General features: G+C 72.0%; 15 protein-coding genes. 9 read left to right on the forward strand and 6 right to left on the reverse strand.

Translation table 11 applies throughout. The annotated features are described in order from the left end of the window. Nucleotides 1-20 precede the first annotated feature (20 nt). Together KLI87_RS12020 and KLI87_RS12025 are read right to left on the reverse strand one after the other, a co-directional pair. Entirely contained in the window at nucleotides 21-1,640 is a 1,620-nt protein-coding gene (locus KLI87_RS12020) for a peroxidase family protein (RefSeq protein WP_250903747.1), read from the reverse strand. Nucleotides 1,641-1,642: 2 nt separating this feature from the next. After that, nucleotides 1,643-2,989 carry a cytochrome P450 gene (locus KLI87_RS12025; RefSeq protein ID WP_214617007.1) on the reverse strand — a complete coding sequence of 449 codons (1,347 nt, stop codon included), beginning with the start codon at nucleotides 2,987-2,989 and terminating at the stop codon, nucleotides 1,643-1,645. A 222-nt stretch (nucleotides 2,990-3,211) separates the two neighbouring features. On the opposite strand from KLI87_RS12025, the gene KLI87_RS12030 reads away from it, so the two are divergent. Further along, complete coding sequence (locus tag KLI87_RS12030; protein WP_214617008.1) at nucleotides 3,212-4,186, forward strand: acyl-CoA desaturase; 975 nt, start codon at nucleotides 3,212-3,214, stop codon at nucleotides 4,184-4,186. Here KLI87_RS12030 and KLI87_RS12035 read toward each other — a convergent pair. From KLI87_RS12035 to KLI87_RS12045, 3 genes are all read right to left on the reverse strand, one after another. Beyond that, on the reverse strand, nucleotides 4,170-5,276 hold the full coding sequence (locus KLI87_RS12035; RefSeq protein WP_214617009.1) for an oxidoreductase: 1,107 nt from the start codon (nucleotides 5,274-5,276) through the stop codon (nucleotides 4,170-4,172). The two genes, KLI87_RS12030 and KLI87_RS12035, sit on opposite strands and share 17 nt — an antisense overlap. A gap of 45 nt (nucleotides 5,277-5,321) precedes the next feature. Then, nucleotides 5,322-6,110 carry a class I SAM-dependent methyltransferase gene (locus KLI87_RS12040; protein ID WP_156217773.1) on the reverse strand — a complete coding sequence of 263 codons (789 nt, stop codon included), beginning with the start codon at nucleotides 6,108-6,110 and terminating at the stop codon, nucleotides 5,322-5,324. A gap of 97 nt (nucleotides 6,111-6,207) precedes the next feature. After that, a complete protein-coding gene (locus KLI87_RS12045) occupies nucleotides 6,208-8,103 on the reverse strand; it encodes a CocE/NonD family hydrolase (protein ID WP_214617010.1) in 1,896 nt (631 codons plus the stop codon). 478 nt (nucleotides 8,104-8,581) lie between these two features. Between KLI87_RS12045 and KLI87_RS12050 the strand changes: the two genes are divergently transcribed. The 8 genes from KLI87_RS12050 (at nucleotide 8,582) to KLI87_RS40970 (ending at nucleotide 19,354) form a co-directional block, all read left to right on the forward strand. After that, on the forward strand, nucleotides 8,582-10,231 hold the full coding sequence (locus tag KLI87_RS12050) for a carboxylesterase/lipase family protein (RefSeq protein ID WP_156217771.1): 1,650 nt from the start codon (nucleotides 8,582-8,584) through the stop codon (nucleotides 10,229-10,231). 185 nt (nucleotides 10,232-10,416) lie between these two features. Continuing rightward, a complete protein-coding gene (locus tag KLI87_RS12055; RefSeq protein WP_214617011.1) occupies nucleotides 10,417-11,601 on the forward strand; it encodes a histidine kinase in 1,185 nt (394 codons plus the stop codon). Continuing rightward, complete coding sequence (locus tag KLI87_RS12060) at nucleotides 11,598-12,371, forward strand: LytTR family DNA-binding domain-containing protein (protein ID WP_156217769.1); 774 nt, start codon at nucleotides 11,598-11,600, stop codon at nucleotides 12,369-12,371. Before KLI87_RS12055 ends, KLI87_RS12060 begins: the two co-directional genes overlap by 4 nt. After that, a complete protein-coding gene (locus KLI87_RS12065) occupies nucleotides 12,368-12,760 on the forward strand; it encodes a hypothetical protein (protein ID WP_214617012.1) in 393 nt (130 codons plus the stop codon). The genes KLI87_RS12060 and KLI87_RS12065 overlap by 4 nt, the downstream gene beginning before the upstream one ends. Continuing rightward, nucleotides 12,757-14,529 (forward strand): cation acetate symporter, encoded by a 1,773-nt coding sequence (locus KLI87_RS12070; protein ID WP_214617013.1) that lies wholly within the window; start codon nucleotides 12,757-12,759, stop codon nucleotides 14,527-14,529. The genes KLI87_RS12065 and KLI87_RS12070 overlap by 4 nt, the downstream gene beginning before the upstream one ends. Nucleotides 14,530-14,714: 185 nt before the next feature. Continuing rightward, complete coding sequence (locus KLI87_RS12075; protein ID WP_156217767.1) at nucleotides 14,715-15,341, forward strand: acetate uptake transporter family protein; 627 nt, start codon at nucleotides 14,715-14,717, stop codon at nucleotides 15,339-15,341. An 83-nt stretch (nucleotides 15,342-15,424) separates the two neighbouring features. Further along, nucleotides 15,425-17,353: an acetate--CoA ligase gene (gene acs / locus KLI87_RS12080; RefSeq protein WP_214617449.1), complete on the forward strand. Its 1,929-nt coding sequence runs from the start codon at nucleotides 15,425-15,427 to the stop codon at nucleotides 17,351-17,353. Nucleotides 17,354-17,809: 456 nt separating this feature from the next. Beyond that, nucleotides 17,810-19,354 carry a cellulose binding domain-containing protein gene (locus KLI87_RS40970; RefSeq protein ID WP_284734124.1) on the forward strand — a complete coding sequence of 515 codons (1,545 nt, stop codon included), beginning with the start codon at nucleotides 17,810-17,812 and terminating at the stop codon, nucleotides 19,352-19,354. Between the two features lie 650 nt (nucleotides 19,355-20,004). Here the strand turns inward: KLI87_RS40970 and KLI87_RS12090 are convergent. Next, nucleotides 20,005-21,165: a glycosyltransferase 87 family protein gene (locus KLI87_RS12090; protein WP_173390819.1), complete on the reverse strand. Its 1,161-nt coding sequence runs from the start codon at nucleotides 21,163-21,165 to the stop codon at nucleotides 20,005-20,007. Nucleotides 21,166-21,231 lie beyond the last annotated feature (66 nt).

The raw sequence follows: 21,231 nt of genomic DNA on the forward strand, positions 1-21,231 counted from the left end.
CGCGCGTGCCGGAGGGCGCCCTAGAGGGCGCCGCGCCAGGTCATGCTCACGAAACGGGGTCTCGGGTCCTCGGGGATGTTGCGGTGCAGGACGTCCGACACCGTGCGGGTGGCGCCGATGATCCGCATGCCGAGCGAGGTGAACGTGGCGGGGTTCAGCACGCGCGGCGCCAGCAGCGGGTTGGTCAGCGCCTGCGAGAACGCGTCGATCGCGATGATCTTGGTGAGCAGCGGCGGCAGGATCGCCCGCGCCGATCCGGGCTCCTCGGCGAACAGGCCGACGTACAGGTCGATGTCGTCCACCGTGTCGTAGAGGCCGCGGAGCGCGTCGCTCACCCGGGGGTCGCCGGAGATCTGCTCGAACCGCCGCACGCGGGGGAAGCGGCAGTGCGCGCGGTAGTCGTTGTAGGGGGCCAGGTCGAGCGCGCGCGAATGCTCGATCGAGGTCCGGTCGACCTCGCGGAGCGCGGGGTCGGTGTTGAACAGGCCGATGCGCCCGGCGCGCTGCTCGGAGGCGTCCTCGAAGAGGCGCCCGAGGCCCGCCTTGGGGATGAGCGGGCCGCCGAACAGCGTGGCGTGCAGCGGCACCTCGGCGTCGCCGACGACGAGCCTGGACGGGATCAGGCTGTGCCAGCGGTAGACGAGGTTGAACTCCACCGACGCCCAGTTCTGCCGGTGCCACGGCACGCGGGCGAGCGTGGTGCCCAGCCTGGGGTCGAGCAGGAAGCGGAAGTGGTAGGGCGTGATGTGGTTGACGTACTCCTCGACCACGAGCCTGATGACCTGCGCGGTCACGATGTTGCGCGCGGTCTGGAAGAGGCGCTCGTCGTCCCAGCGCGGGTTCTCCTCGGCGAGCAGCCGCGCCACCCGGTTGTGCTCGCGCAGGAACAGCACCGTGAACATCGTGAAGCCGATCTGCACGTTGCCCCGGTCGCCCCCGGTCGCGAACAGGGTGTCGCGCTGCGCGGTGTCGAGCCGGTCGAAGTCGGCCATGCTCAGCGCCCGGAACTCCGGCTTGACGGCGCCCTGCTCGCACAGGTAGGGCGGGAACTCGCCGCCGTCGACGAGCTGGCTCTTCAGCAGGCCCCCGTCGAAGGCGCGGACGGCGCCGGTCGCCTCCTCGTTCAGCCCGTAGAGGGGGTTGACGTCGATCTCGTGGTTGGAGGAGTTGCGGCGGGGGTCGCGCGGCACGTTGACGTCGCCGCGCAGGAACCCGTCGGTGAACCATTGGGCGAAGTAGGCGAACAGCACGGTCGAGCGCGGGCAGGGGATCATCTCGTCCCCGCGTGTGAACAGGTCGGACGCCTGCTCCGGGGTGGGCCTGGCCCCGGCCCGCGACGGCGTCGGCGGGAGGTGGCGGCCCAGGTAGGTCCGGTCGGTGAGCGAGGCCCACGAGGTGTAGTCGGACCTGGTGCTCAGCGGTTCGGGGCGGGCCGGCATCTCGCGGACGGCGCTGTCGATGAGGAAGGCGTTGAGGCGCCGCCGCACCGGGCGGACCGACTCGGCGAGGCTCCACAGCGGGCGCCCGCGGGTGAGCGCCAGGTAGCGCAGCCGGTTGGCCGCACCGTCGGTCGAGATGCTCCGCGCCTTGACGCGGCGTGCTCTCATCGTGCTGAGCGGCGACATCGGGCTGAGCGGCATCCTCACTCCTCTTCCTGGCCGAGGCCGAGCGTGAACCGGTCGGGGAAGACGCCCCTGTCGCGCAGGACCGTCCCCTCCGGGGGCGGGAGCAGCCGCACGCCGGGGCGGCGGAACAGGCGGCGCAGCGTCTCGCAGATCACGGCCGCGCCCGGGTCGGCGCCCAGGCACGCGTGCGGGCCGTGGCCGAAGTGCAGCGAGGTGTGGAGCGGCCGGTCGAGGCGGAAGGCGTCCGGCGCCGGGACGGCGGTCTCGTCGAACATCGCCGAGGCGACCGCGGCCAGCACCAGCGAACCGGCCGGGACCCGCGTCTCGTGCGGGGTGCCGCGCGCCAGCACGTGGTCGCGCTCGCACGTGCGCGCGATGAGCTTGAGGAACGGGTCGAACCGCAGCGCCTCCCACACGTGCCGGTCGAAGGCGGCGGTGCCGTCCTCGGCGGCCGCCTCGGTGACGGCCTCCCGCAGTTCCGGACGCCCGAGGACCTGCTGGACCACGTGCACCATGGAGCCCGACGCGTTCTCCATGAACCCCAGCAGCAGGCCCGCGACGTTGACGAGGAGGCGCTCGTCCTCCAGGGACAGCTCGCGGGGCAGCCGCGTGCGCAGCAGCCGGGACAGGATGTCCTGCGGGGCGCGCGCCGCGTCGGCCGCGACGGCCATCCGGCGCTCGGCGAGCAGGGCGCGCAGGTAGTCCATCATCTCCGCGCCCGCGCTCAGCGACGCCGCGTGGATGCCCGGGTCGCCGGCGAGGTTGGCGGTGACGTCGGTCATCACGGCCCTCGACCAGCGCGACAGCGTCGGCCGGTCGGGGCCGGGGAAGCCGAAGTAGCGCCCGGACACCTCCGCGCAGACGTGCCGGAACAGATCTCCGACGACCTCGACGCGCCCGTGCGGCAGGGCGGCGTCGAGCACCGCGTCGGCGACCTCGGCCACCAGCCCGCGGACCCGCGGCACGTCCTCGGGCGGGAGCATGACCTGCATCAGGCCCTTCTCCCGCCGGTTCAGCGGTGTGCCGTCCCTGGTCAGCATGACCGGGCCGCCGAGCGCGGGGTCGAGGCGCGCCGCGTACCCGGCGACGGTGAACACCTCCCCGCGCGAGAGCACCTCGGTGACGTCGGCGAAGCGCGTCACGATCGTGAACACCGGGGTGGCCAGGACGGGACGGTGCGCGCGCAGCTCGGCGAAGAGGGGCCGCCAGTCGGTGCGCAGCCAGCCCGCCAGGAGCGCGAGGGCGTCGGCGGGGTCCTTCCCGGCGGCGGCCTCGTACCGGTCGAGGTAGCCGCCGGCGCCCGCCCGCCCTGAGGTGTTCAACTGCGCGTCCACCTGCGCGGACGTCTGCTCGGGAGGGTTCATGCGGCGGCCACCTCGGGGGTCGATGGGTGCCGTCGGCCTCGGGGGGCCACGGCAGACCTGCCACGACACGCGCAGCCGGACGAGCACCAAAGGTAGCCAGATTCCACGCACTTCGCCACATAGAGTTAGAGAACAGGTGCGCAAAGTAATGATTTGTTGGCCTTCAGGCCACTGTTGCGGGACTGGCCCGGTGTCGTTCACTGCGGGAAAAGAGGAGGCCTCATGGGTTCGCGACAGCGCTGGACGGAGCCGGAGTCCACCGGCACCGCCGCCGTCTCGCACGTCCGCCGTGACGCCTACCTGATCACGCTGGTCGTGCTGCCGGTGCTGGCCCTGGCGGCGGCCGTCGTCGCGGTCTGGGGGCACGGCGTCGGCCCGGCCGACCTGGTGATCTTCGCGGTCATGTACGCGGTGAGCATCTTCGGCATCAGCGTCGGCTACCACCGGATGCTGACCCACCGCTCGTTCCGGTGCCGCCGTCCCTTATTCCTCGCGCTGGCGCTGGCCGGCGGGCTCGCCCTCGAAGGCCCGGCCTCGCTGTGGGCGGCCGAGCACCGCCGCCACCACAAGTACGCCGACCGCCCCGGCGACCCGCACTCCCCCTGGGCCTACGGCGAGTCGCTGCCGTCGCTGGCGCGGGGCCTGCTGCACGCGCAGGTCGGCTGGTTCTACACCGCGCGGCGGCGCTCCATTCGTAGGCACTGGGTCCCCGACCTGCTGGCCGACCCCGTCGTGCGGCGGATGGACGCCGCCTACCCCGCCGTCGTGCTGCTGTCGTTCGCGCTGCCCGCCCTCGCGGGCGGGCTGGCCACGATGTCGTGGGCCGGGATGTGGTCCGCGCTGTTCTGGGGCGGGCTGGTGCGCTACGCCGTCGTCCACCATGTGACCTGGTCGGTCAACTCCGTCGCGCACAGCTTCGGCGGGCGCGCCTTCGACACCCGCGACCGCTCGACCAACGTCCGCTGGGTCGCGCTGCTGACGTTCGGGGAGGGCTGGCACAACTGGCACCACGCCGAGCCGACGTCCGCGCGGCACGGCGTCCTGAAGGGCCAGTTCGACGCCAGCGCCCTGCTGATCCGCGGCTTCGAGCGCCTCGGCTGGGCGCACGACGTGCGCTGGCCCGACCCCGCCCGGCTGGCCCGGCGGCTGACCGACCACCTGGCCACCGAGCGGGAGGCGCCTAGCGGGCTGCCCTGATCGTGAGCCGCCCGGCGCGGCCCTTCTCGCCCGCGGCCCAGCAGCCGCCGTCGGACGCGCAGTCCACGGTGTCGAAGCTGCCGGTGTCGAACCGCGTCCACGAGCGGCCCGCGTTCAGGGTGCCGTCGCTGCCGGTGGGCCCGACCGCGAGCGCCGCCGGGCCGGTATAGGTCGGCCACACCACGCCCGACCGGTACTCCGCCGGAGGACGCGGCGCCGGGCGCCACGTCCGGCCGCCGTCGCTCGTGGTCGCGGCCGCCGCCGGGGACGGCTCCCCCGGCCGGTAGTCGCCGCCGACCGCGACGCCGTGGCGAGTGTCGCGGAACGCCACCGCGAACACCCCCTGGGACGCGCTGCTCGGCAGCGGCGTGTCGGCGACGGTCCAGGTCAGCCCGCGGTCGCGGGAGTGGAACACCCGCGCCTTGGACGCGCCGCCGGTCGCGAGCCACACGTCCCGGCCGCCGTGGCTCACCAGGCACTGCCCGCTGGCGGCGAACGCGGCCTCGCCCGGGAGCGCGTCGGGCATCCCCTTGTTGGGCAGCACCCGCCAGCTGCGCCCGGCGTCGCTGGTGGAGATGATCCGGAAGCGCCCGTCCACGGGATCGCTGACGGCGAGCCCGTGCCGCGAGTCGAAGAACGTCATGCAGTCGTAGAAGGCGCGCGGCTCGTCGTTGCGGAAGCCGGCCGTCCACGTCCGGCCGCCGTCGGAGGTCTGGTAGACCCGGGACGCGTCGCCCTCGCCGATCGCCAGCACCACGGCCCGCCGCTCGTCGAACGCCTCGACGTCGCGGAACTCCAGGCCCGCCGCGTCCGGCGGCCCGACGCCGCGCCAGGTGCGGCCCGCGTCGGTGGTCCGCAGGACGGTCCCGCCGGTGCCCGCCAGCCAGGCGGTCTTCCGGCTGACCGCCGCGAGCCCGCGGAACCGCGCGCCGGTCCCGGTCGGGGTGACCTGCCACCCGAGACCGGGCCGCGCCACTTTCCGCACGGCGGGCGCGGCCTGCGCGACGGGCGCGGACAGCGGCGTCGCGACCATCACCCCGCACACCCCGGCGAGCGACATCTTCCACGCGAGCGCGAGCATCGGCTTCATGCGACGCAAGCTAACGAATGTCGATCATCCCGTCCAGAGCCCCCGTCACCGGGTCGCGGTGAGCGCGTAGAGGACGGGCAGGTTCCGGCCGTCCACCGGGAAGCGGTGGCGGCCGTCGGGCCCGACCGGGGTGCCCCGGCCGAGGTCCAGCGCCGAGTCGAGGCGCTCGTCCAGCCGGGTGACGCGCAGCCCCGCCGCCGCGGCGGCGGTGACGATCTCGCCGAGCGAGTGCGCGAACTCCACCGACGTGGTCGGCCCGGTCTCGGTCGCGTACGACCCCGACGAGGCGTACTCGTGCGGCCCGTCGAAGGCGTAGGGGAAGTCCAGGACGAGCGGCTCCACGGTCTCCACCATCTGGAGCAGCGGATGGAAGTCGACGAGGACCAGCCGTCCGCCGGGCCGGAGCGTCGCGGCGACCGAGCGCATCCAGGCGTCCACGTCGGCGATCCAGCAGAGGATCCCGTAGGCCGCGTAGGCGAGGTCGAACCGGCCGCGCATCCGCTCGGGCAGGTCGGTGGCGTCCGCCTCGACGAACCGGACGTCCACCCCGCACCGCTCCGCGAGCGCCCGCCCCTTCTCCAGCGCCACCGGCGAGAAGTCGACGCCCGTCACCCGCGCGCCGGAACGTGCCAGCGAGATCGCGTCGAACCCGATATGGCACTGGACGTGCAGCACGTCCAGCCCCTCCACCTCGCCGACGGCCCCGCGCTCCACATCGGTGAGCGAGTCGGCGCCCGCCACCAGCCCGGCCGTGTCGTAGTACGCGTCCTGCCCGTGCGCGGCGGCCCACACGTCCCAATGAGCCCGGTTGACCCCGGAAACACCCTCTCCCATACGGCGACGCTATTCACCCGCCGCGCCCCTCGACAAACCGTTTGCGCACGAGGGCGGGCGCCCCCGGGGGGAAGGGGGGCGCCCGCCTGGTTCCGGGTCAGCCGATGGGGGTCGGCTGGATGGGGAGTTCGATCGAGGAGGGGTGCTCGGCGTCGTGGTAGATCGTCTGGTCCGCGACGCGGGTGTGGCGGTCGGAGCCGAACTCCTTGCCGGTGTTCGGGTTGCGGTCGTACATCGGGAAGTTGCTGCTGGAGATCTCCAGGCGGAGCCTGTGCCCGGCCTTGAAGACGTTGCCGGTCGGCCAGATCTTGATCGTGTACTTGTAGACCTGGCCGGGCTTGATCAGCGAGGGGTGCTCCAGCGAGTCGCGGTAGCGGGCGCGCTGGATGCCGTACTGGATCAGCATCGAGGTGCCGTCCTCGGCGACGTCGGTGAGCTTGGCCGTGAAGTCGGTGTCCTTCGCCGAGGAGGACGCGTAGAGCGTGACCGAGATCGGCCCGGTGACCTCGGTGTCCTTCTCCAGCGCCGGGGTGCTGTAGACGAGGACGTCGGGGCGCTGCTCGATGAGCCGCTGGTCCTGCGGGCCGCCGGGCACCGACTGCTGGAACCGCCCGCCGAAGCTCGGCACCGGGTTGTCGGGGTCGTAGCGGTAGCGGTCGGGCTCGCGGCGGCCGGACGGCGGGGCCGTGCTCAGCGTGCCGTCACCGGTGATCGTGTTCGCGCTTCCCTCGCTGTTCAGGTAGTACTTCGTGTTCACGGTGCCGGGGATCGGCCAGGCGTTCGCGGTGCGCCACTTGTTGGCGCCCATCACGAAGACCTTGACGGCCGGGTCCTTCTCGACGCCGTTCTCGGCGCCCTTGAGCCAGTGGTCGAACCAGCGGAGCTGGAGCGCGTCGACGTCGACGGCGGCGTCGGGGCCGAAGTCGAGCGCGCCCGCCCGGCTGCCGTGGCCGCCGTGGGTCCACGGGCCGAGCATCAGCGTGCTGCCCTGCCGGGCGGCGGGCGAACCGCCCTTGGCGCGCATCCCGGCGAAGTTCTCGGCGGTGCCGTCCAGGAAGATGTCGTACCAGCCGCCGAAGTTGAAGGAGGGGACCGTGACCTGCGGATACCGGGTGCGGATGCTCCAGCGCCGCCAGTAGTCGTCGTTGCTCGGGTGCTTGATCCAGTCGTAGTAGTACGGGGCGACCCGCTCGTCCTTGGGGTACAGCGGCGGGAACTTCTTCAGCGGCAGCGACCAGTACCACTTGCTGAACAGCTGCTGGCCCGCCTTGTTCATCTCGGCGTCCAGCTTCGCGCCGTCGGGGTACTTGCGGACGGAGCTGTTGGCGAGCGAGCTGAGCGGCCACGACTGGGTGAACGACTGGTACATCGCTCCGCCCTCGTACGTCCAGCCGTCGTAGTAGTCCGACGAGGTGAACGCCGGGATGATCGTGACGAGGTGCGGCGGGCGCATCGTCGCGGGCATCCACTGGGTCAGGCCGGGATAGGAGAACCCGTACATCCCGACCTTGCCGTTAGAGTGCGGCAGGCGGGCGGCCCACTCGATCGTGTCGTAGCCGTCGGTGCCCTCGCTGCGGTAGGGGTAGAAGTCGCCGTCCGACTTGTACTGGCCGCGGACGTCCTGCACCACGACGACGTAGCAGGCCGAGGCGTAGCGGGTCGGCCGGTCGTAGAAGATGTCCTCGGCGCGTTCCTTGTTGTAGGGCAGGCGCATCAGGATGACGGGGTGGTCGCCGCCGCCCTTCGGCGTGAACACGTTCGAGCGCAGCACGGTGCCGTCGCGCATCTTCGTGCCGACGTCCTTCTGCTCGGTGAAGTCGCAGTGCGCCGCCGCGCCTGGGGCGGCGGAGGCCGGGGCCCCGGGGACCGCCGCGGTGCCGCCCAGCGCGAGCGCCGCGGTGCCGAGCACCGCCAGCCGGACCCGGCCCCGCCCGACCGGCCTGGACGCGCGGCCCGCGCCGCGCCGCTCTCTGGATTCGCGCCGTCTTCTCATGTCACAGGGTCCCTCCTGCTCGATGCGGTGCAGGCCCGGAGCGTGCCATGATCGGACGGCGCCGCGAAGACGCGGGCGCCGACGCTGCGTCGAGCAGCCGGTTCCGTGCGCCGAGCGCCTCGTCCCCGGCGGGCGAACGGTCCAAAACGTGCGATGGACGGACGTCTTATGGTGCTTTTCCATAATTCGTCCCTCCGGCTCGGGGAGCCCGGCGCCCGCCGGACGAGAGTCAGTGAGCCGCCCGACATGTCGTGACTTGTCGCGAAAAGGCGTTCATCGCGGTGAATCAACCGTTCATCGGGGGCGCCCTGCTCGCGGCCGACCCGGTCTCACCGTTTGCCGAAGGTGACCTTCCGGGGGCTGTCCGGCGCGTCCCGGCCGCCTTATCGTTCGGTTCGCCGATCTAGATCCTTGCACGTCACGCGCTTTCCACTCGGTGACGACGACCGCTCCGTCGTCCATGACAAGGAGCAACCGCATGAGGCCGACGCGTCTCCGAAATCCGGTCACCACGTCAGTGCTGGCCGCCGCCGCGACCTCGGTCGCCCTACTCATGACATCGCTGACCGGCGCGATCCCCGCCGCGTCCGGCACCACGGTCCAGGCGGCCGCGGTCGACTGCGCGGACGGGACGACCGTCCAGACCGACACCGGTGCGGTGTGCGGCGTCGTCAAGGACGGCGTCAGGTCCTGGCTCGGCGTGCCCTACGCGGCGGCGCCGGTCGGGAACCTGCGCTGGGCCGCGCCGCGGAAGAGGCCGGCCTGGAGCTCGACGCTGCCCGCGACCGAGAACGGGCCGACCTGTCCGCAGTCGGCCGCGCTCGGGGCGGGGTCGACCAACGAGGACTGCCTCAACGTCAACGTCCGGGCGCCGGAGAACCCGCGCGGCAAGAAGCTGCCGGTCATGGTGGAGTTCCACGGCGGCGGCTGGCTGCTCGGCAGGCCGGCCGACGGCAGCCACCTCGCCAAGGCGGGCAACCTCATCCAGGTCGGGGTCAACTACCGGCTCGGCATCTTCGGGTTCATGGCGCACGCCTCGCTCGGCGACCACTCCGGCAACTGGGCCATCCAGGACCAGCAGGAGTCGCTGCGCTGGGTGAAGCGCAACATCGCGAGGTTCGGCGGCGACCCGGACAACGTGACCATCTACGGCGCGTCGGCCGGTGGCGCGAGCGTCTGCTCCAACACCGTGTCGCCGACCGCGAAGGGCCTGTTCCAGAAGGGCATCGCGCAGAGCGGCGAGTACAACTCGCTGCGCGGCGGCACCGTCAACACCTCCTGGCAGCCCGGCGACTGCAAGTCGCAGCTGCCGACCGAGAAGCAGGCGCAGCAGGCGGGCGCGCGGTTCTCCAAGGTCCTCGGCTGCGAGGGCGCCGCCGACAAGGCCGCCTGCCTGCGCAAGGTGCCGGTGCAGACGCTGCTGGACAAGTCCGGTGACGGGCTCGGCCCCGACAAGGGGACGATCGCGCCGATCGCCGACGGGAAGACCCTGCCGATGTCGCCCGCCGAGGCGTTCAAGAAGGGCAAGGTCAACGACGTCACGCTGATGCACGGCGTCGACCGCGACGAGACCCAGCTGGAGAACGCCGAGACCCCGGCCGACTACCGGCGCCTCGTCCGGCAGCAGTACGGGCCGCACGCGAGCGCCGTGTTCGACCTGTACCCGCTGGAGCGCTTCCCCGAGCCGTCGGCGTTCATCGCCTACCGGACGATCGTCGCCGACTCCAACTCCGTGTGCCCGGCGCTGCTCAACGACCAGCGGCTCGCCAGGCACCTGACCGTGTTCGCCTACCAGACCGACAACGCCGACGCCCCGCCCGCGTCCTGGCTCGACAAGACCAAGCCGAACGGGTCGTTCCACGTCGGGGAGAACCAGTTCCTCGCGCCCGGCCCCGTCCCGCCGAACCCGAACCAGCAGGCGCTCGGCAACCAGATCACCAACCAGTGGACGGGCTTCGCCCGCACCGGCGACCCGACCGTGCCCGGCGCGCCGTACTGGCCGAAGTTCACCAAGCGCAACCCGAACGTGCTGTCGATGGCGCCCGCCGGGACCAGCGAGCTGACCACCGAGATCGGCAAGCAGCACCACTGCGGGTTCTGGAACGCGCTCACCCCCTTCAACAACTGATCCGGCGGCGGGCGCGGAGCGCGCTCCGACGCTGAGCCGCTCACGCGCTGAGACGCGGGGCTGACCGTGGGGTCCCTGACAGGGGATCCCACGGTTCAGTCGCCCGTTCTTTGACCGAAACTCGCCATTGATATGCCCGAAACGGGCGTGTCATAGTTGCGGCAGTTGCGATCAAGGGCGTGCGGATGCAGACGACACTGGCCACCCTCGCCATCACCGGCGCGATCCTCGCCATCGGGGTCCTGCTGCGGGTGATGACCCGATCGCGCCGCTACCTCGGCGGCCCGGCGGAGCAGGCGACCTACCAGACGCTGCACACGGTCTCGGTCGCGGCGCGCACCCTGCGCGGCGGCCTGGACGCCCAGGGCGCCGGACGCGCCGCGCGGCACCTGCGGGCCCTGCTCGGCTGCCAGGCGGTCGCGGTCACCGACGGCCGCGCCCTGCTCGCCTGGGACGGCACCGGCGAGGCGCACGCGGGCGACGCCGTCCGGCACGCGCGGCACCCCGTCGGCACCGGGCGCAGCGTGGTGCTCAAGGCCGACCAGGTCGCCTGCGAGGACCCCGACTGCCCGCTCGTGCACGCGGTGATCGCGCCGCTGACGGCGGGCGACCACGTCGTCGGGACGCTCGCCGCCTACGACTCGGCCGCCACGGCGGGCCTCGTGCGCGCGGTCGGCGAGACCGCCCGCTGGGTGTCCACGCAGCTCGAACTCGCCGAGCTGGACCGCTCCCGCACCCGCCTCGCGGAGATGGAGGTGCGGGCGCTGCGCGCGCAGATCTCGCCGCACTTCATCTACAACTCGCTGACGACGATCGCCGCGTTCGTCCGCACGCAGCCCGACCGCGCCCGCGAGCTGCTGCTGGAGTTCGCGCACTTCACCCGGTACTCCTTCCGCAACCACGGCGAGTTCACGACGCTCGCCGAGGAGCTGCGCTCGATCGACCGGTACCTGCTGCTGGAGCACGCCCGGTTCGGCGACCGGCTGCGGGTCAGCCTGCGGATCGCGCCGGAGGTGCTGCCGGTCGCGGTGCCGTTCCTGTGCGTCCAGCCGCTGGTGGAGAACGCCGTCCGGCACGGGCTGGAGCGCAAGACCGGGGTCGGGCACGTCACGATCGTGGCCGAGGACGCCGGGCAGGAGTGCCTGCTCAGCGTGGAGGACGACGGCGTCGGCATGGACCCCGAGCACGTCCGGCGGGCGCTGGACGGCGAGCAGCCCGGCGGCGACTCGGTCGGCCTCGTCAACGTCGACGAGCGGCTGCGCCAGGTGTACGGCACCGCGTTCGGCCTGGTCATCGAGACCGGGCCGGGGGCGGGCACGAAGGTGAGCCTGCGGATCCCGAAGTACAAGGCGGGGGTGAGCGTCTCTTGACCAGTCTGGCCGAGGAGAGCGTCGAGGAGGGCCTGCACGTCCTCGTCGTGGACGACGAACTGCCCGCGATCGAGGACCTGGCCTACATGCTGGCCGCCGACGACCGGGTGTGCCGGGTGTCGAGGGCGGCCACGGGCGCCGCCGCGCTGCGCGCCCTGGAGGACGGGGCGGTCGCGGCGCTGTTCCTCGACATCCGGATGCCGGGGCTGTCGGGCCTCGACCTCGCGCGGGTGCTCGCGCACTTCGAGCGCCCGCCGAAGATCGTGTTCGTGACCGCCTACGAGACCCACGCGGTGGACGCCTTCGAGCTGGGCGCCGTGGACTACCTGCTCAAACCGGTCGGCCAGGAGCGGCTCGCCGAGGCCGTGCGCCGCGTCGTGGAGGCCGTCTCGGGACGGACGGCCCGCGAGGTGGCCCCCGAGGACGAGATGATCCCGGTCGAGCTGGTCGGGGTGACCCGGTTCGTCCGGCGGTCGGAGGTGCGCTACGCCGAGGCGCACGGCGACTACGCCCGCCTGCACACGCAGCGGGAGAGCTACCTCGTCCGCACGTCGCTGACCGCGCTGGAGGAGGCGTGGAGCGACGCCGGGTTCGTCCGGGTGCACCGCTCGCACCTGGTCGCGCTCGCCTACATCGACGAGATGTACATCGAGTCGGGACGGTGCGCGGTGCGGGTCGGCGACATGCGGCTGCCGGTCAGCCGCCGCAACACGCGCGCGCTGCGGGACCGGCTCGTCCGGCACGCCCGGCCCGGGGCGCACCGGCCGTGACCGGGCCCGGCGAACCCGGCGGGCCGCCGAGGCGCGTGCGGGTGCAGCGCGGCGGCGGCCGGGCCGCCCGGCTGCGGCCCGGCGCGGGCGGACGGCGCGACCTGCACGAGCAGACCCAGCTCGGCGACCTGATGATCAGGTCGCTGATGCGCGTCCAACTGCACCTGGCGATCCGGGTGTGCGCGCTGTTCGGGGGGCTGCTCGGCGCGCTGCCGCTGGTGTTCGCGTTCGTGCCGCAGGTGCGGGACCTGAACGTCGCGGGGCTGCCGCTGCCCTGGCTGCTGCTCGGCGTGCTGGTCTACCCCGGCCTGGTCGCGGGCGCGGTGCTCTACGTGCGCCAGGCCGAGCGCAACGAGCACGAGTTCGAGGACCTGGTCGACCGTTCGTGAGCTCGCCGTACGCGGTCGTCGCGATCGCGGTCGTCACCGTGGTCACCGTCCTGATCGGCAGCCGCGGCCTGCGCCGGTCGCGGACGACGTCGGACTTCTACGTCGCCTCCCGCACGGTCTCGCCGATCTGGAACGCCTCGGCGATCAGCGGGGAGTACCTGTCGGCGGCCTCCTTCCTCGGCGTCGCGGGGCTGGTCATGGCCTACGGCGCCGACATGCTCTGGTACCCGGTCGGCTACACCGCCGGGTACCTCGTCCTGCTGCTGCTGGTGGCGGCGCCGCTGCGGCGCTCGGGCGCCTACACGCTGCCCGACTTCGCCGAGGCGCGGCTCGGGTCGCCGGTGGTGCGGCGGATGTCGAGCGTGCTGGTGATCGTCGTCGGGTGGCTCTACCTCGTCCCGCAGCTGCGCGGCGCCTCGCTGACCCTGCACGTGATCACCGGCGCGCCGCCGTGGCTGGGCGCGCTGATCATCGTGGTCGTGGTGGTCGCGAGCGTGTCGGTCGGCGGGATGCGCAGCATCACCGCCGTGCAGGCGTTCCAGTACTGCGTGAAGATCACGGCGATCACGATCCCGCTGCTGTTCATCGGGTTCGTCTGGTCGAGCCGGGGCGCGCCGCCGGTGACCGCGCACGACACGCCGGAGTTCGCGGAGGCCACGACCGTGCGGTTCGACACCGCCACGCGCGTCGACGTGCGCGTCCCGGTGACGGTGGCCGCGCGCGGCGTGGTGGACGGGCAGCGCGTCGACGCGCCGCTCCCCCTGGCCGCCGGGCGGCACACGGTCGGCGACGAGACCCGGCTGGGGTTCCCGGCCGGGTCGGCGGCGCCCGTCATGGCCGGCTCGGCGATCGCGGGCAACCACGCGTGGGCGTCGCCGCTCAACGGCGGCGGCGGGCACGGCCACCCGCTGTACGCGACGTATTCGCTGGTCATCGCGACGTTCCTCGGGACGATGGGGCTGCCGCACATCCTGGTCCGCTTCTACACCAACCCCGACGGGCGGGCGGCCCGGCGCACGGCGCTGGCCGTCCTCGCCCTGCTCGGCGGCTTCTACCTGCTGCCCACCGCCTACGGCGCGCTCGGCCGGCTCTACGCGCCCGAGCTGCTGGCGACCGGCGACTCCGACGCGATCGTGCTGCTGCTGCCGGGCCATCTCGTGCCCGGCACGGCCGGGCGGCTGCTCGGCGCGCTGGTCACGGCGGGGGCGTTCGCGGCGTTCCTGTCGACCTCGTCGGGGCTGACGATGTCGGTCGCCGGGGTGCTCGCGCAGGACATGCTGGGCGGACGCTCCGGCGGCCGCATGCGGCGCTTCCACCCGTTCCGGATCGGCACCGTGGTGGCGATCTGCGTCCCGTTCGCGGTCGCGCTGTCGACGGGCGGGGTGCCGATCGCGCGGGCGGTCGGGCTGCCGTTCGCGGTCGCCGCGTCCTCGTTCTGCCCGCTGCTGCTGCTCGGGATCTGGTGGCGCGGGCTGACCTCGGCGGGCGCCGCCGCGGGCCTGGTCGCGGGCGGCGGCCTCGCCACCGCCGCGGTGATCGTCTCGACCCTCGCGCCCGCGCTGGACGGCTGGCCGCGCGAGCTGCTGGCCGAGCCGTCGGCGCTGACCGTCCCGATCGCGTTCCTGGTGATGTTCGTGGTGTCGCGGCTGACCCGGGGACGGCTGCGCCCGGACATCGCCTCGGTGATGGTGCGCATGCACGCGCCCGAGTCGGTGCGCCCTACCGCACCCGACACGGGCGACACGCCGCGGGCGAACCGCTGGTCGTAGCGGATCGGCGAACCGCTGGTCGCCGGGGATCGACCGTTCGCTCGGACGCGGGCGCACGCCATCGCCCGGGTGTCGCCATTGGTCGATCAACCCCGAACTGCTCTATTTCGCCCGAGTTCGCGGGCCTATGTTCGCCTCATCAGCGCTTGTTCGCGTCGCGAGACGCGCGACGGGAGGGAAATCGAATGGCCGATACCGAAGCGGGCAGGCTACCGGTCAGGGCCCCGGAGCGGATCGCCCCGGCAGGGGGGATCGCCGACCCCGGGCCGCTCGGGCTCGCCGCTTTCGCCCTGACGACGTTCGTCCTGAGCTGCGTCAACGCGGGCATCCTCGAAGTGGGCACGAAGAGCGTCGTGCTCGGGCTCGCCCTCTTCTACGGCGGGCTCGCGCAATTCGCCGCCGGAATGTGGGAGTTCCGGAAGGACAACACCTTCGGCGCCCTCGCGTTCACTTCCTATGGCGCCTTCTGGCTCGCCTTCGCGGGAATCCTGTTCTTCTACAAGCCGACCGGGGCGACCGCCGACCAGGCGACCCACGCGGTCGGCGTCTTCCTGCTCGGCTGGACCATCTTCACCGCGTACATGACGATCGCCTCGCTGCGGGTGAGCGGCGCGGTCGCGGCCGTGTTCGTGTTCCTGACCGCGACGTTCGTGTTCCTCACGATCGGCGACCTGACGGTCAACGAGAACATGACCAAGGTCGGCGGCTACCTCGGCCTGCTCACCGCCGTGCTGGCCTGGTACACCTCCTTCGCCACGGTCACGAACTCGACCTGGAAGCGCACGGTCATGCCCACCTGGCCCATCGGCTGACGCCCTGACGGACGAGTGAGAGGAGCGCGACCGTGAGCGAGACACCCCCGGCGCCGCCGTCGAAGGACACCCTGTCCAACCTGATGCACGAGGACCGGCGGTTCCCGCCGCCGTCCGGGCTGGCCGCCGAGGCCAACGTCACCGCCGCCGCCTACGCGGACGCCGCGTCCGACCGGATCGCGTTCTGGGAGGAGCAGGCGCGGCGGCTCGACTGGGGGCGCCCCTGGACGAACGCCCTCGAATGGGAGCCGCCGTTCGCCAGGTGGTTCGAGGGCGGGCTGCTCAACGTGGCGGTCAACGCCGTCGACCGGCACGTGGACGCCGGGCACGGCGACCAGGTCGCCATCCACTGGGAGGGCGAGCCGGGCGACACCCGCACGATCACCTACGCCCAGCTCAAGGACGAGGTCTGCAAGGCCGCGAACGCGCTCGTCGAACTCGGCGTGCGGGCCGGCGACCGGGTGATGATCTACCTCCCGATGATCCCCGAGGCCGTGTTCGCGATGCTGGCCTGCGCCCGGCTCGGCGCCCCGCACTCGGTGGTGTTCGGCGGCTTCTCCGCCGAGGCGTTGCGCAACCGCATCGAGGACGCGCGGGCCCGCGTCCTGATCACGGCCGACGGCGGGTTCCGGCGCGGCAGGCCGAACGCGCTGAAGCCGGCGGCGGACGAGGCGGCGGAGGGCACCGGCATCGAGCGGGTGCTGGTCGTCCGGCGGACGGGTGAGACCGTGCCGTTCACCGAGGGGCGCGACGTGTGGTGGCACGACCTCGTCGACCGGCAGTCCGCGGCGCACACGCCGGAGTACTTCGACGCCGAGCAGCCGCTGTTCATCCTCTACACCTCGGGGACGACGGCCAAGCCGAAGGGCATCCTGCACACCTCGGGCGGCTACCTGACCCAGGCCGCCTACACCCACCACGCCGTGTTCGACCTGAAGCCGGACACCGACGTGTACTGGTGCGCGGCCGACATCGGCTGGGTGACGGGCCACACCTACATCGTGTACGGGCCGCTCGCCAACCGCGCGACCCAGGTGATGTACGAGGGGACGCCCGACACGCCGCACCGGGGCCGGTTCTGGGAGATCATCCAGAAGTACGGGGTCACGCTGCTCTACACGGCGCCGACGGTGATCCGCACGTTCATGAAGTGGGGCGAGGACGTCCCCGCGAAGTACGACCTGTCGTCGCTGCGGCTGCTCGGGTCGGTCGGCGAGCCGATCAACCCCGAGGCGTGGATCTGGTACCGCGACACGATCGGCGGCGGCCGCACGCCGGTCGTGGACACCTGGTGGCAGACCGAGACCGGCGCGATCATGATCAGCCCGCTGCCGGGCGTGACCGCGGCCAAGCCCGGGTCGGCGCAGGTGGCGCTGCCGGGGATCGCGGCGGACGTGGTGGACGGCGACGGCGTCCCGGTGCCGGACGGCGGCGGCGGCTACCTCGTCCTGACCGAGCCGTGGCCGTCGATGCTGCGCGGGATCTGGGGCGACCCGGAGCGCTACGCCGACACCTACTGGTCGCGGTTCGCCGGGCAGGGCTTCTACTTCGCCGGGGACGGCGCCAAGAAGGACGGCGACGGCGACCTGTGGCTGCTCGGCCGCGTGGACGACGTCATGAACGTCTCCGGGCACCGCATCTCCACGACCGAGGTGGAGTCGGCCCTGGTGTCCAACCCGCAGGTGGCCGAGGCGGCGGTGGTCGGCGCGACCGACCCGACGACCGGGCAGGGCATCGTCGCGTTCGTCATCCTGCGCGGCGGGGCCGCCGACAAGGGCCCCGAGCTGGCCGCCGAGCTGCGCGACCACGTGGCGCGCGAGATCGGGCCGATCGCCAAGCCGCGGCAGATCCTCGTCGTCCCGGAACTGCCGAAGACGCGCTCCGGCAAGATCATGCGGCGGCTGCTCCGGGACGTCGCGGAGAACCGGTCGCTGGGCGATGTGACCACGCTTCAGGACTCGTCGGTGATGGACCTCATCTCCGCGAAGCTGCCCACGTCGAAGGAGGACTGACAGGGGAGAACCGATACGGGAGGTCTCGGCGATCACGGGCCTCCGCCTCCGGGCGGGGGCCCGTGTGCCCGTTGCCGTGCACCCGCGCTCGCCGTCTGCTTTCATCCCGTCCGTTCGCCCGTGTCCGTTCCCGTGAAGGGGCATGAACGGCGGTTCTGCGCGTCCCCTGCCAAGGGACGCGCGTATTCGTTGGCAGATGGTGCCGATATTCGTGGTGGGCGGGCTGGTTCGGTCCTTTAGCTGGGGTGGTTGAAAGGCGAAACGGAGGCGCGCGCCGCGAGGGGTTGCCGGTGGGCGACGCGGTGGTTACCGTACATCCGACTGATAGGAAACTTTCCTAATGATTCGAGGTCGGTTGTGGCCCGCTCCCCGCCCGCGTTACTCCGGCATGCCATGTCAACGACTCGGGGTTCGGGGGATTCCTGCGTGTCCGCGTCTCCTACCCGGGAGCGAAAATTGAGAAGACTTCTCCCACTGCTCACCGCGCTCAGCGCACTCGTCATCGCCCTGCTGGTCCCCGTCCCGGCCAACGCCACCGCGTCGGCGACCGCGACGTTCGCCAAGGCCTCCGACTGGGGCTCGGGCTACGAGGGCAAGTACACGATCACCAACACCACCGGCTCCCAGATCTCCGGTTGGAAGGTGGAGTTCGACCTGCCCGCCGGCGCGTCCATCGGCTCCTACTGGGACGCGGTGCTGACCAAGTCCGGGCAGCACGCCACCTTCACCAACCGTGAGTACAACACCACCATCGGCGACGGCGCCAAGGTGACCTTCGGCTTCCTCGTGAACGGCACGGGCACGCCGGAGAACTGCACGCTGAACGGTGCGGGCTGCACCGACACCGGGACCCCCGGCGCTCCCAAGGCACCGAACTCGCCGAGCGTGTCCGAGCGCACCGACACCTCGCTGACGCTGTCGTGGACGGCGCCCGGCGGCGACGTCACCGGCTACCGGGTCTACGAGGGCTCGGACGTCCGCGCCACCACCAGCGGGACCAGCACGACGATCTCCGGCCTGGAGACGTGCTCGTCGCACACCTACGTGATCAAGGCCTACAACGCGGTGGGCGAGTCCCCCGCGAGCCAGGCCGTGTCCGGGACGACCACCGGCTGCACCACCCCCGCCGTCGGCAAGGCCGCCCCGTACCTGTACATGGGCTGGGGCAACCCCCCCGACCCGACCACGGTCATGAAGGCCAGCGGGGTCAAGTGGTTCACGATGGCGTTCATCCTCTCGGGCGGCGGCTGCAACCCGAGCTGGGACGGCCAGCGGCCGCTCACCGGCGGTGTGGACGCCCAGGCGATCGCGAAGATCCGCGCGGCCGGCGGCGACGTGCTGCCGTCCATCGGCGGCTGGTCGGGCAACAAGCTCGGCCCGAACTGCAACTCGCCCGAGGCGCTCGCCGGTGCGTACCAGAAGGTGATCGACGCCTTCAACCTCAAGGCGATCGACATCGACATCGAGAACACCGACGAGTTCGAGAGCGCGGCCGTCCAGGACCGCGTCCTCGGCGCCCTGAAGATCATCAAGCAGAAGAACCCCGGCATCCAGACGATCCTCACGTTCGGCACCTTCACCAGCGGCCCGAACAGCTGGGGCAAGCGGCTCATCGACCAGTCCAAGGCCCTGCAGGCCGACGTGGACGTGTTCACGATCATGCCGTTCGACTTCAACGGCGGCGCCGACATGTACGGCAACACCGTCAGCGCCAGCGAGGGTCTGAAGAACACCCTCAAGTCGGCCTACGGCTGGACGGACGCGCAGGCGTACGGCCACATGGGCATCTCCGGCATGAACGGCATGTCGGACCAGAAGGAGCTGACCTCGACCGCGACCTGGACGAAGATCCGCGACTGGGCGAAGTCCAAGGGCCTGGTCCGGTTCACCTTCTGGTCGGTCAACCGGGACCGTCCGTGCCCCGGCGGCGGCACCTCTGAGACGTGCAGCGGCACCGACCAGCAGCCGTGGGAGTTCAGCAAGATCACGGCTGGCTTCTAGCCCCTCCCCATGGCGCGGCCTGCGCCGAGCCGCCCCCCGGCGCAGGCCGCGCCCTTCTCCCCAAGGCCCGATCGTCCGGCGTTTGAAAATCCGCCGATAATTCAGTTAGGAGGGGCCCGGCCTGGAGTGTTCGCAGGTCGGGTCCCCGATTCCCCGCGCAGGCCCTTCTAGCGCACCGATTCACACCAATCCGGAAATGGAAATTTCCAGCCGCATGGTCAATAGTGCAGAGCACCGGCAGGCGGCGCGTCCCGCTCCCCCCGCATGCGTCGCCCCGCCGGCGACGGCAGGGCCCTGCGGTCGGCACGCTTCCCCGCGGCGTGAAAGGAAGAAGACCCGCACATGAGAAGACCTCGCACATGAGAAGACCCCCACACGACGTCACGGCGTCCCGCTCCCAGGTCTCCCTGGGGATCGGCTCGGGCGCGGCCCGCTGATCCTCCGAGAGACCGGACGCCGCCGAGATCGCCGAGGTCGAGCGGGATCGCAGAGAACGGCGCCACCCCGCCGTCACGCCGGGCGTCCTCCCATCTGAGGCCCCCCGCCGCCGCCGACCACAGAGTCAGCCGCCGCAACGGCCGCTGAACCGGCGATCCCAGGGCGTCCACCCTCTTGCCGGGTGGACGCCCTGGCCTTTTCGTTCCGGAGGGTCAGAGCAGCGCCGGACGCCTCGACTCCGGCTCGGGCAGCGGCTCGGGCGCCGCGGCGCCGGGCTCGTCCCTCAGCCGGAGGGCCATGTGGGCGAGGAAGCACGCACCCGCCACCAGATAGCAGTTCGCGACCATCGTCAGCGGGCCGTGGAAGCCGTATTGCAGGGGGGCTCCGCCGTGGGGCGTCCACCAGAGCGGCGACAGCACGAAGAGCACGTAGCCGCAGCCCGCGATGACCCGGCTGCCATCGCGCAGGAGCACCAGCAGCGCGGGCGCGACCCACACCCAGTGGTGCGCCCAGGAGATCGGCGAGACGAGCAGGCCGGTGACCCCCGTGACGGCGGCGGCGGCCAGCCAGTCGTTCCGCCTCGCCCACGACACCGCGAGCGCCAGGCCGAGGACGGCGACCGTCAGCGGGATCGCCTGGTACCACCCGCCGACGTTGTCGACGCCCTTCATGATCCGCGCGGCGGCGCCGAACGGCGACTGGTTGCTGATGTAGGTGACACCGACCCGGGAGGTGTCGTAGAAGGTGTGCCGCCAGTAGAGGCGCGAGGCGTCCGGCGCGATCGCGAACGCGGCGAGCGAGCAGACCGCGAACGTCACCGACGCGGTCACGGCCGCCTTGATCCGTCCCGTGACCAGCAGCAGGACGACGAAGATGGCCGGTGTGATCTTGATGGCGGCCGCGATCCCGATCCCGATCCCCGCCGGTCGCCGTTGCGACACCCGCCAGATGTCGGCCATGACCAGCGCCATCAGGAACATGTTGACCTGGCCGAGGAAAATGGAATGCCACATCGGCTCCAGGACCATTCCGGCGACGACGGCGATGGCGACCGTCCGGCGCGTCGTCCGGTAACCGGCGAGCCGCATCGAGCTGGCGCAGGCCCACGCGAACGCGGCGACCGACGCCAGTTGCCAGGCGACCCGGGCGATCGTCAGCGGAACGGCCGACAGCGGAATGAACAGCGCGGCCATGAACGGCGTGTTGGTGTACCAGTGGTGGGAGAGCTGCTCCAGGTACAGGCGCGAGCCGCCCTCGATGGCGTGCCCGCCGAGCATGTAGATGCGGAAGTCCAGGGAGTCGTACAGGACGGCGAACACCAGAACCGCCGTGAGCTCCACAGCCAGCACACCGTAGACCCAGTGTTTGCGCACGCGCGCTCCGTCCGCCGTCGAATATCGGATTCGATCAACGGTCCCCGGGCGGACGCGCCGGGGCAT

It is taken from the genome of Actinomadura sp. NEAU-AAG7, assembly GCF_018603865.1.
Lineage (GTDB): Bacteria > Actinomycetota > Actinomycetes > Streptosporangiales > Streptosporangiaceae > Spirillospora > Spirillospora litoris.

What these genes read in the sequence shown, in the direction of transcription:
- KLI87_RS12020 (WP_250903747.1), bottom strand. Translation starts at nt 1,640, where the DNA reads ATGCCGCTCAGCCCGATGTCGCCGCTCAGCACGATGAGAGCACGCCGC.
- KLI87_RS12030 (WP_214617008.1), top strand. Translation starts at nt 3,212, where the DNA reads ATGGGTTCGCGACAGCGCTGGACGGAGCCGGAGTCCACCGGCACCGCC.
- KLI87_RS12055 (WP_214617011.1), top strand. Translation starts at nt 10,417, where the DNA reads ATGCAGACGACACTGGCCACCCTCGCCATCACCGGCGCGATCCTCGCC.
- acs (WP_214617449.1), top strand. Translation starts at nt 15,425, where the DNA reads ATGCACGAGGACCGGCGGTTCCCGCCGCCGTCCGGGCTGGCCGCCGAG.
- KLI87_RS12040 (WP_156217773.1), bottom strand. Translation starts at nt 6,110, where the DNA reads ATGGGAGAGGGTGTTTCCGGGGTCAACCGGGCTCATTGGGACGTGTGG.
- KLI87_RS12075 (WP_156217767.1), top strand. Translation starts at nt 14,715, where the DNA reads ATGGCCGATACCGAAGCGGGCAGGCTACCGGTCAGGGCCCCGGAGCGG.
- KLI87_RS12045 (WP_214617010.1), bottom strand. Translation starts at nt 8,103, where the DNA reads ATGAGAAGACGGCGCGAATCCAGAGAGCGGCGCGGCGCGGGCCGCGCG.
- KLI87_RS12050 (WP_156217771.1), top strand. Translation starts at nt 8,582, where the DNA reads ATGAGGCCGACGCGTCTCCGAAATCCGGTCACCACGTCAGTGCTGGCC.
- KLI87_RS12035 (WP_214617009.1), bottom strand. Translation starts at nt 5,276, where the DNA reads ATGAAGCCGATGCTCGCGCTCGCGTGGAAGATGTCGCTCGCCGGGGTG.
- KLI87_RS12025 (WP_214617007.1), bottom strand. Translation starts at nt 2,989, where the DNA reads ATGAACCCTCCCGAGCAGACGTCCGCGCAGGTGGACGCGCAGTTGAAC.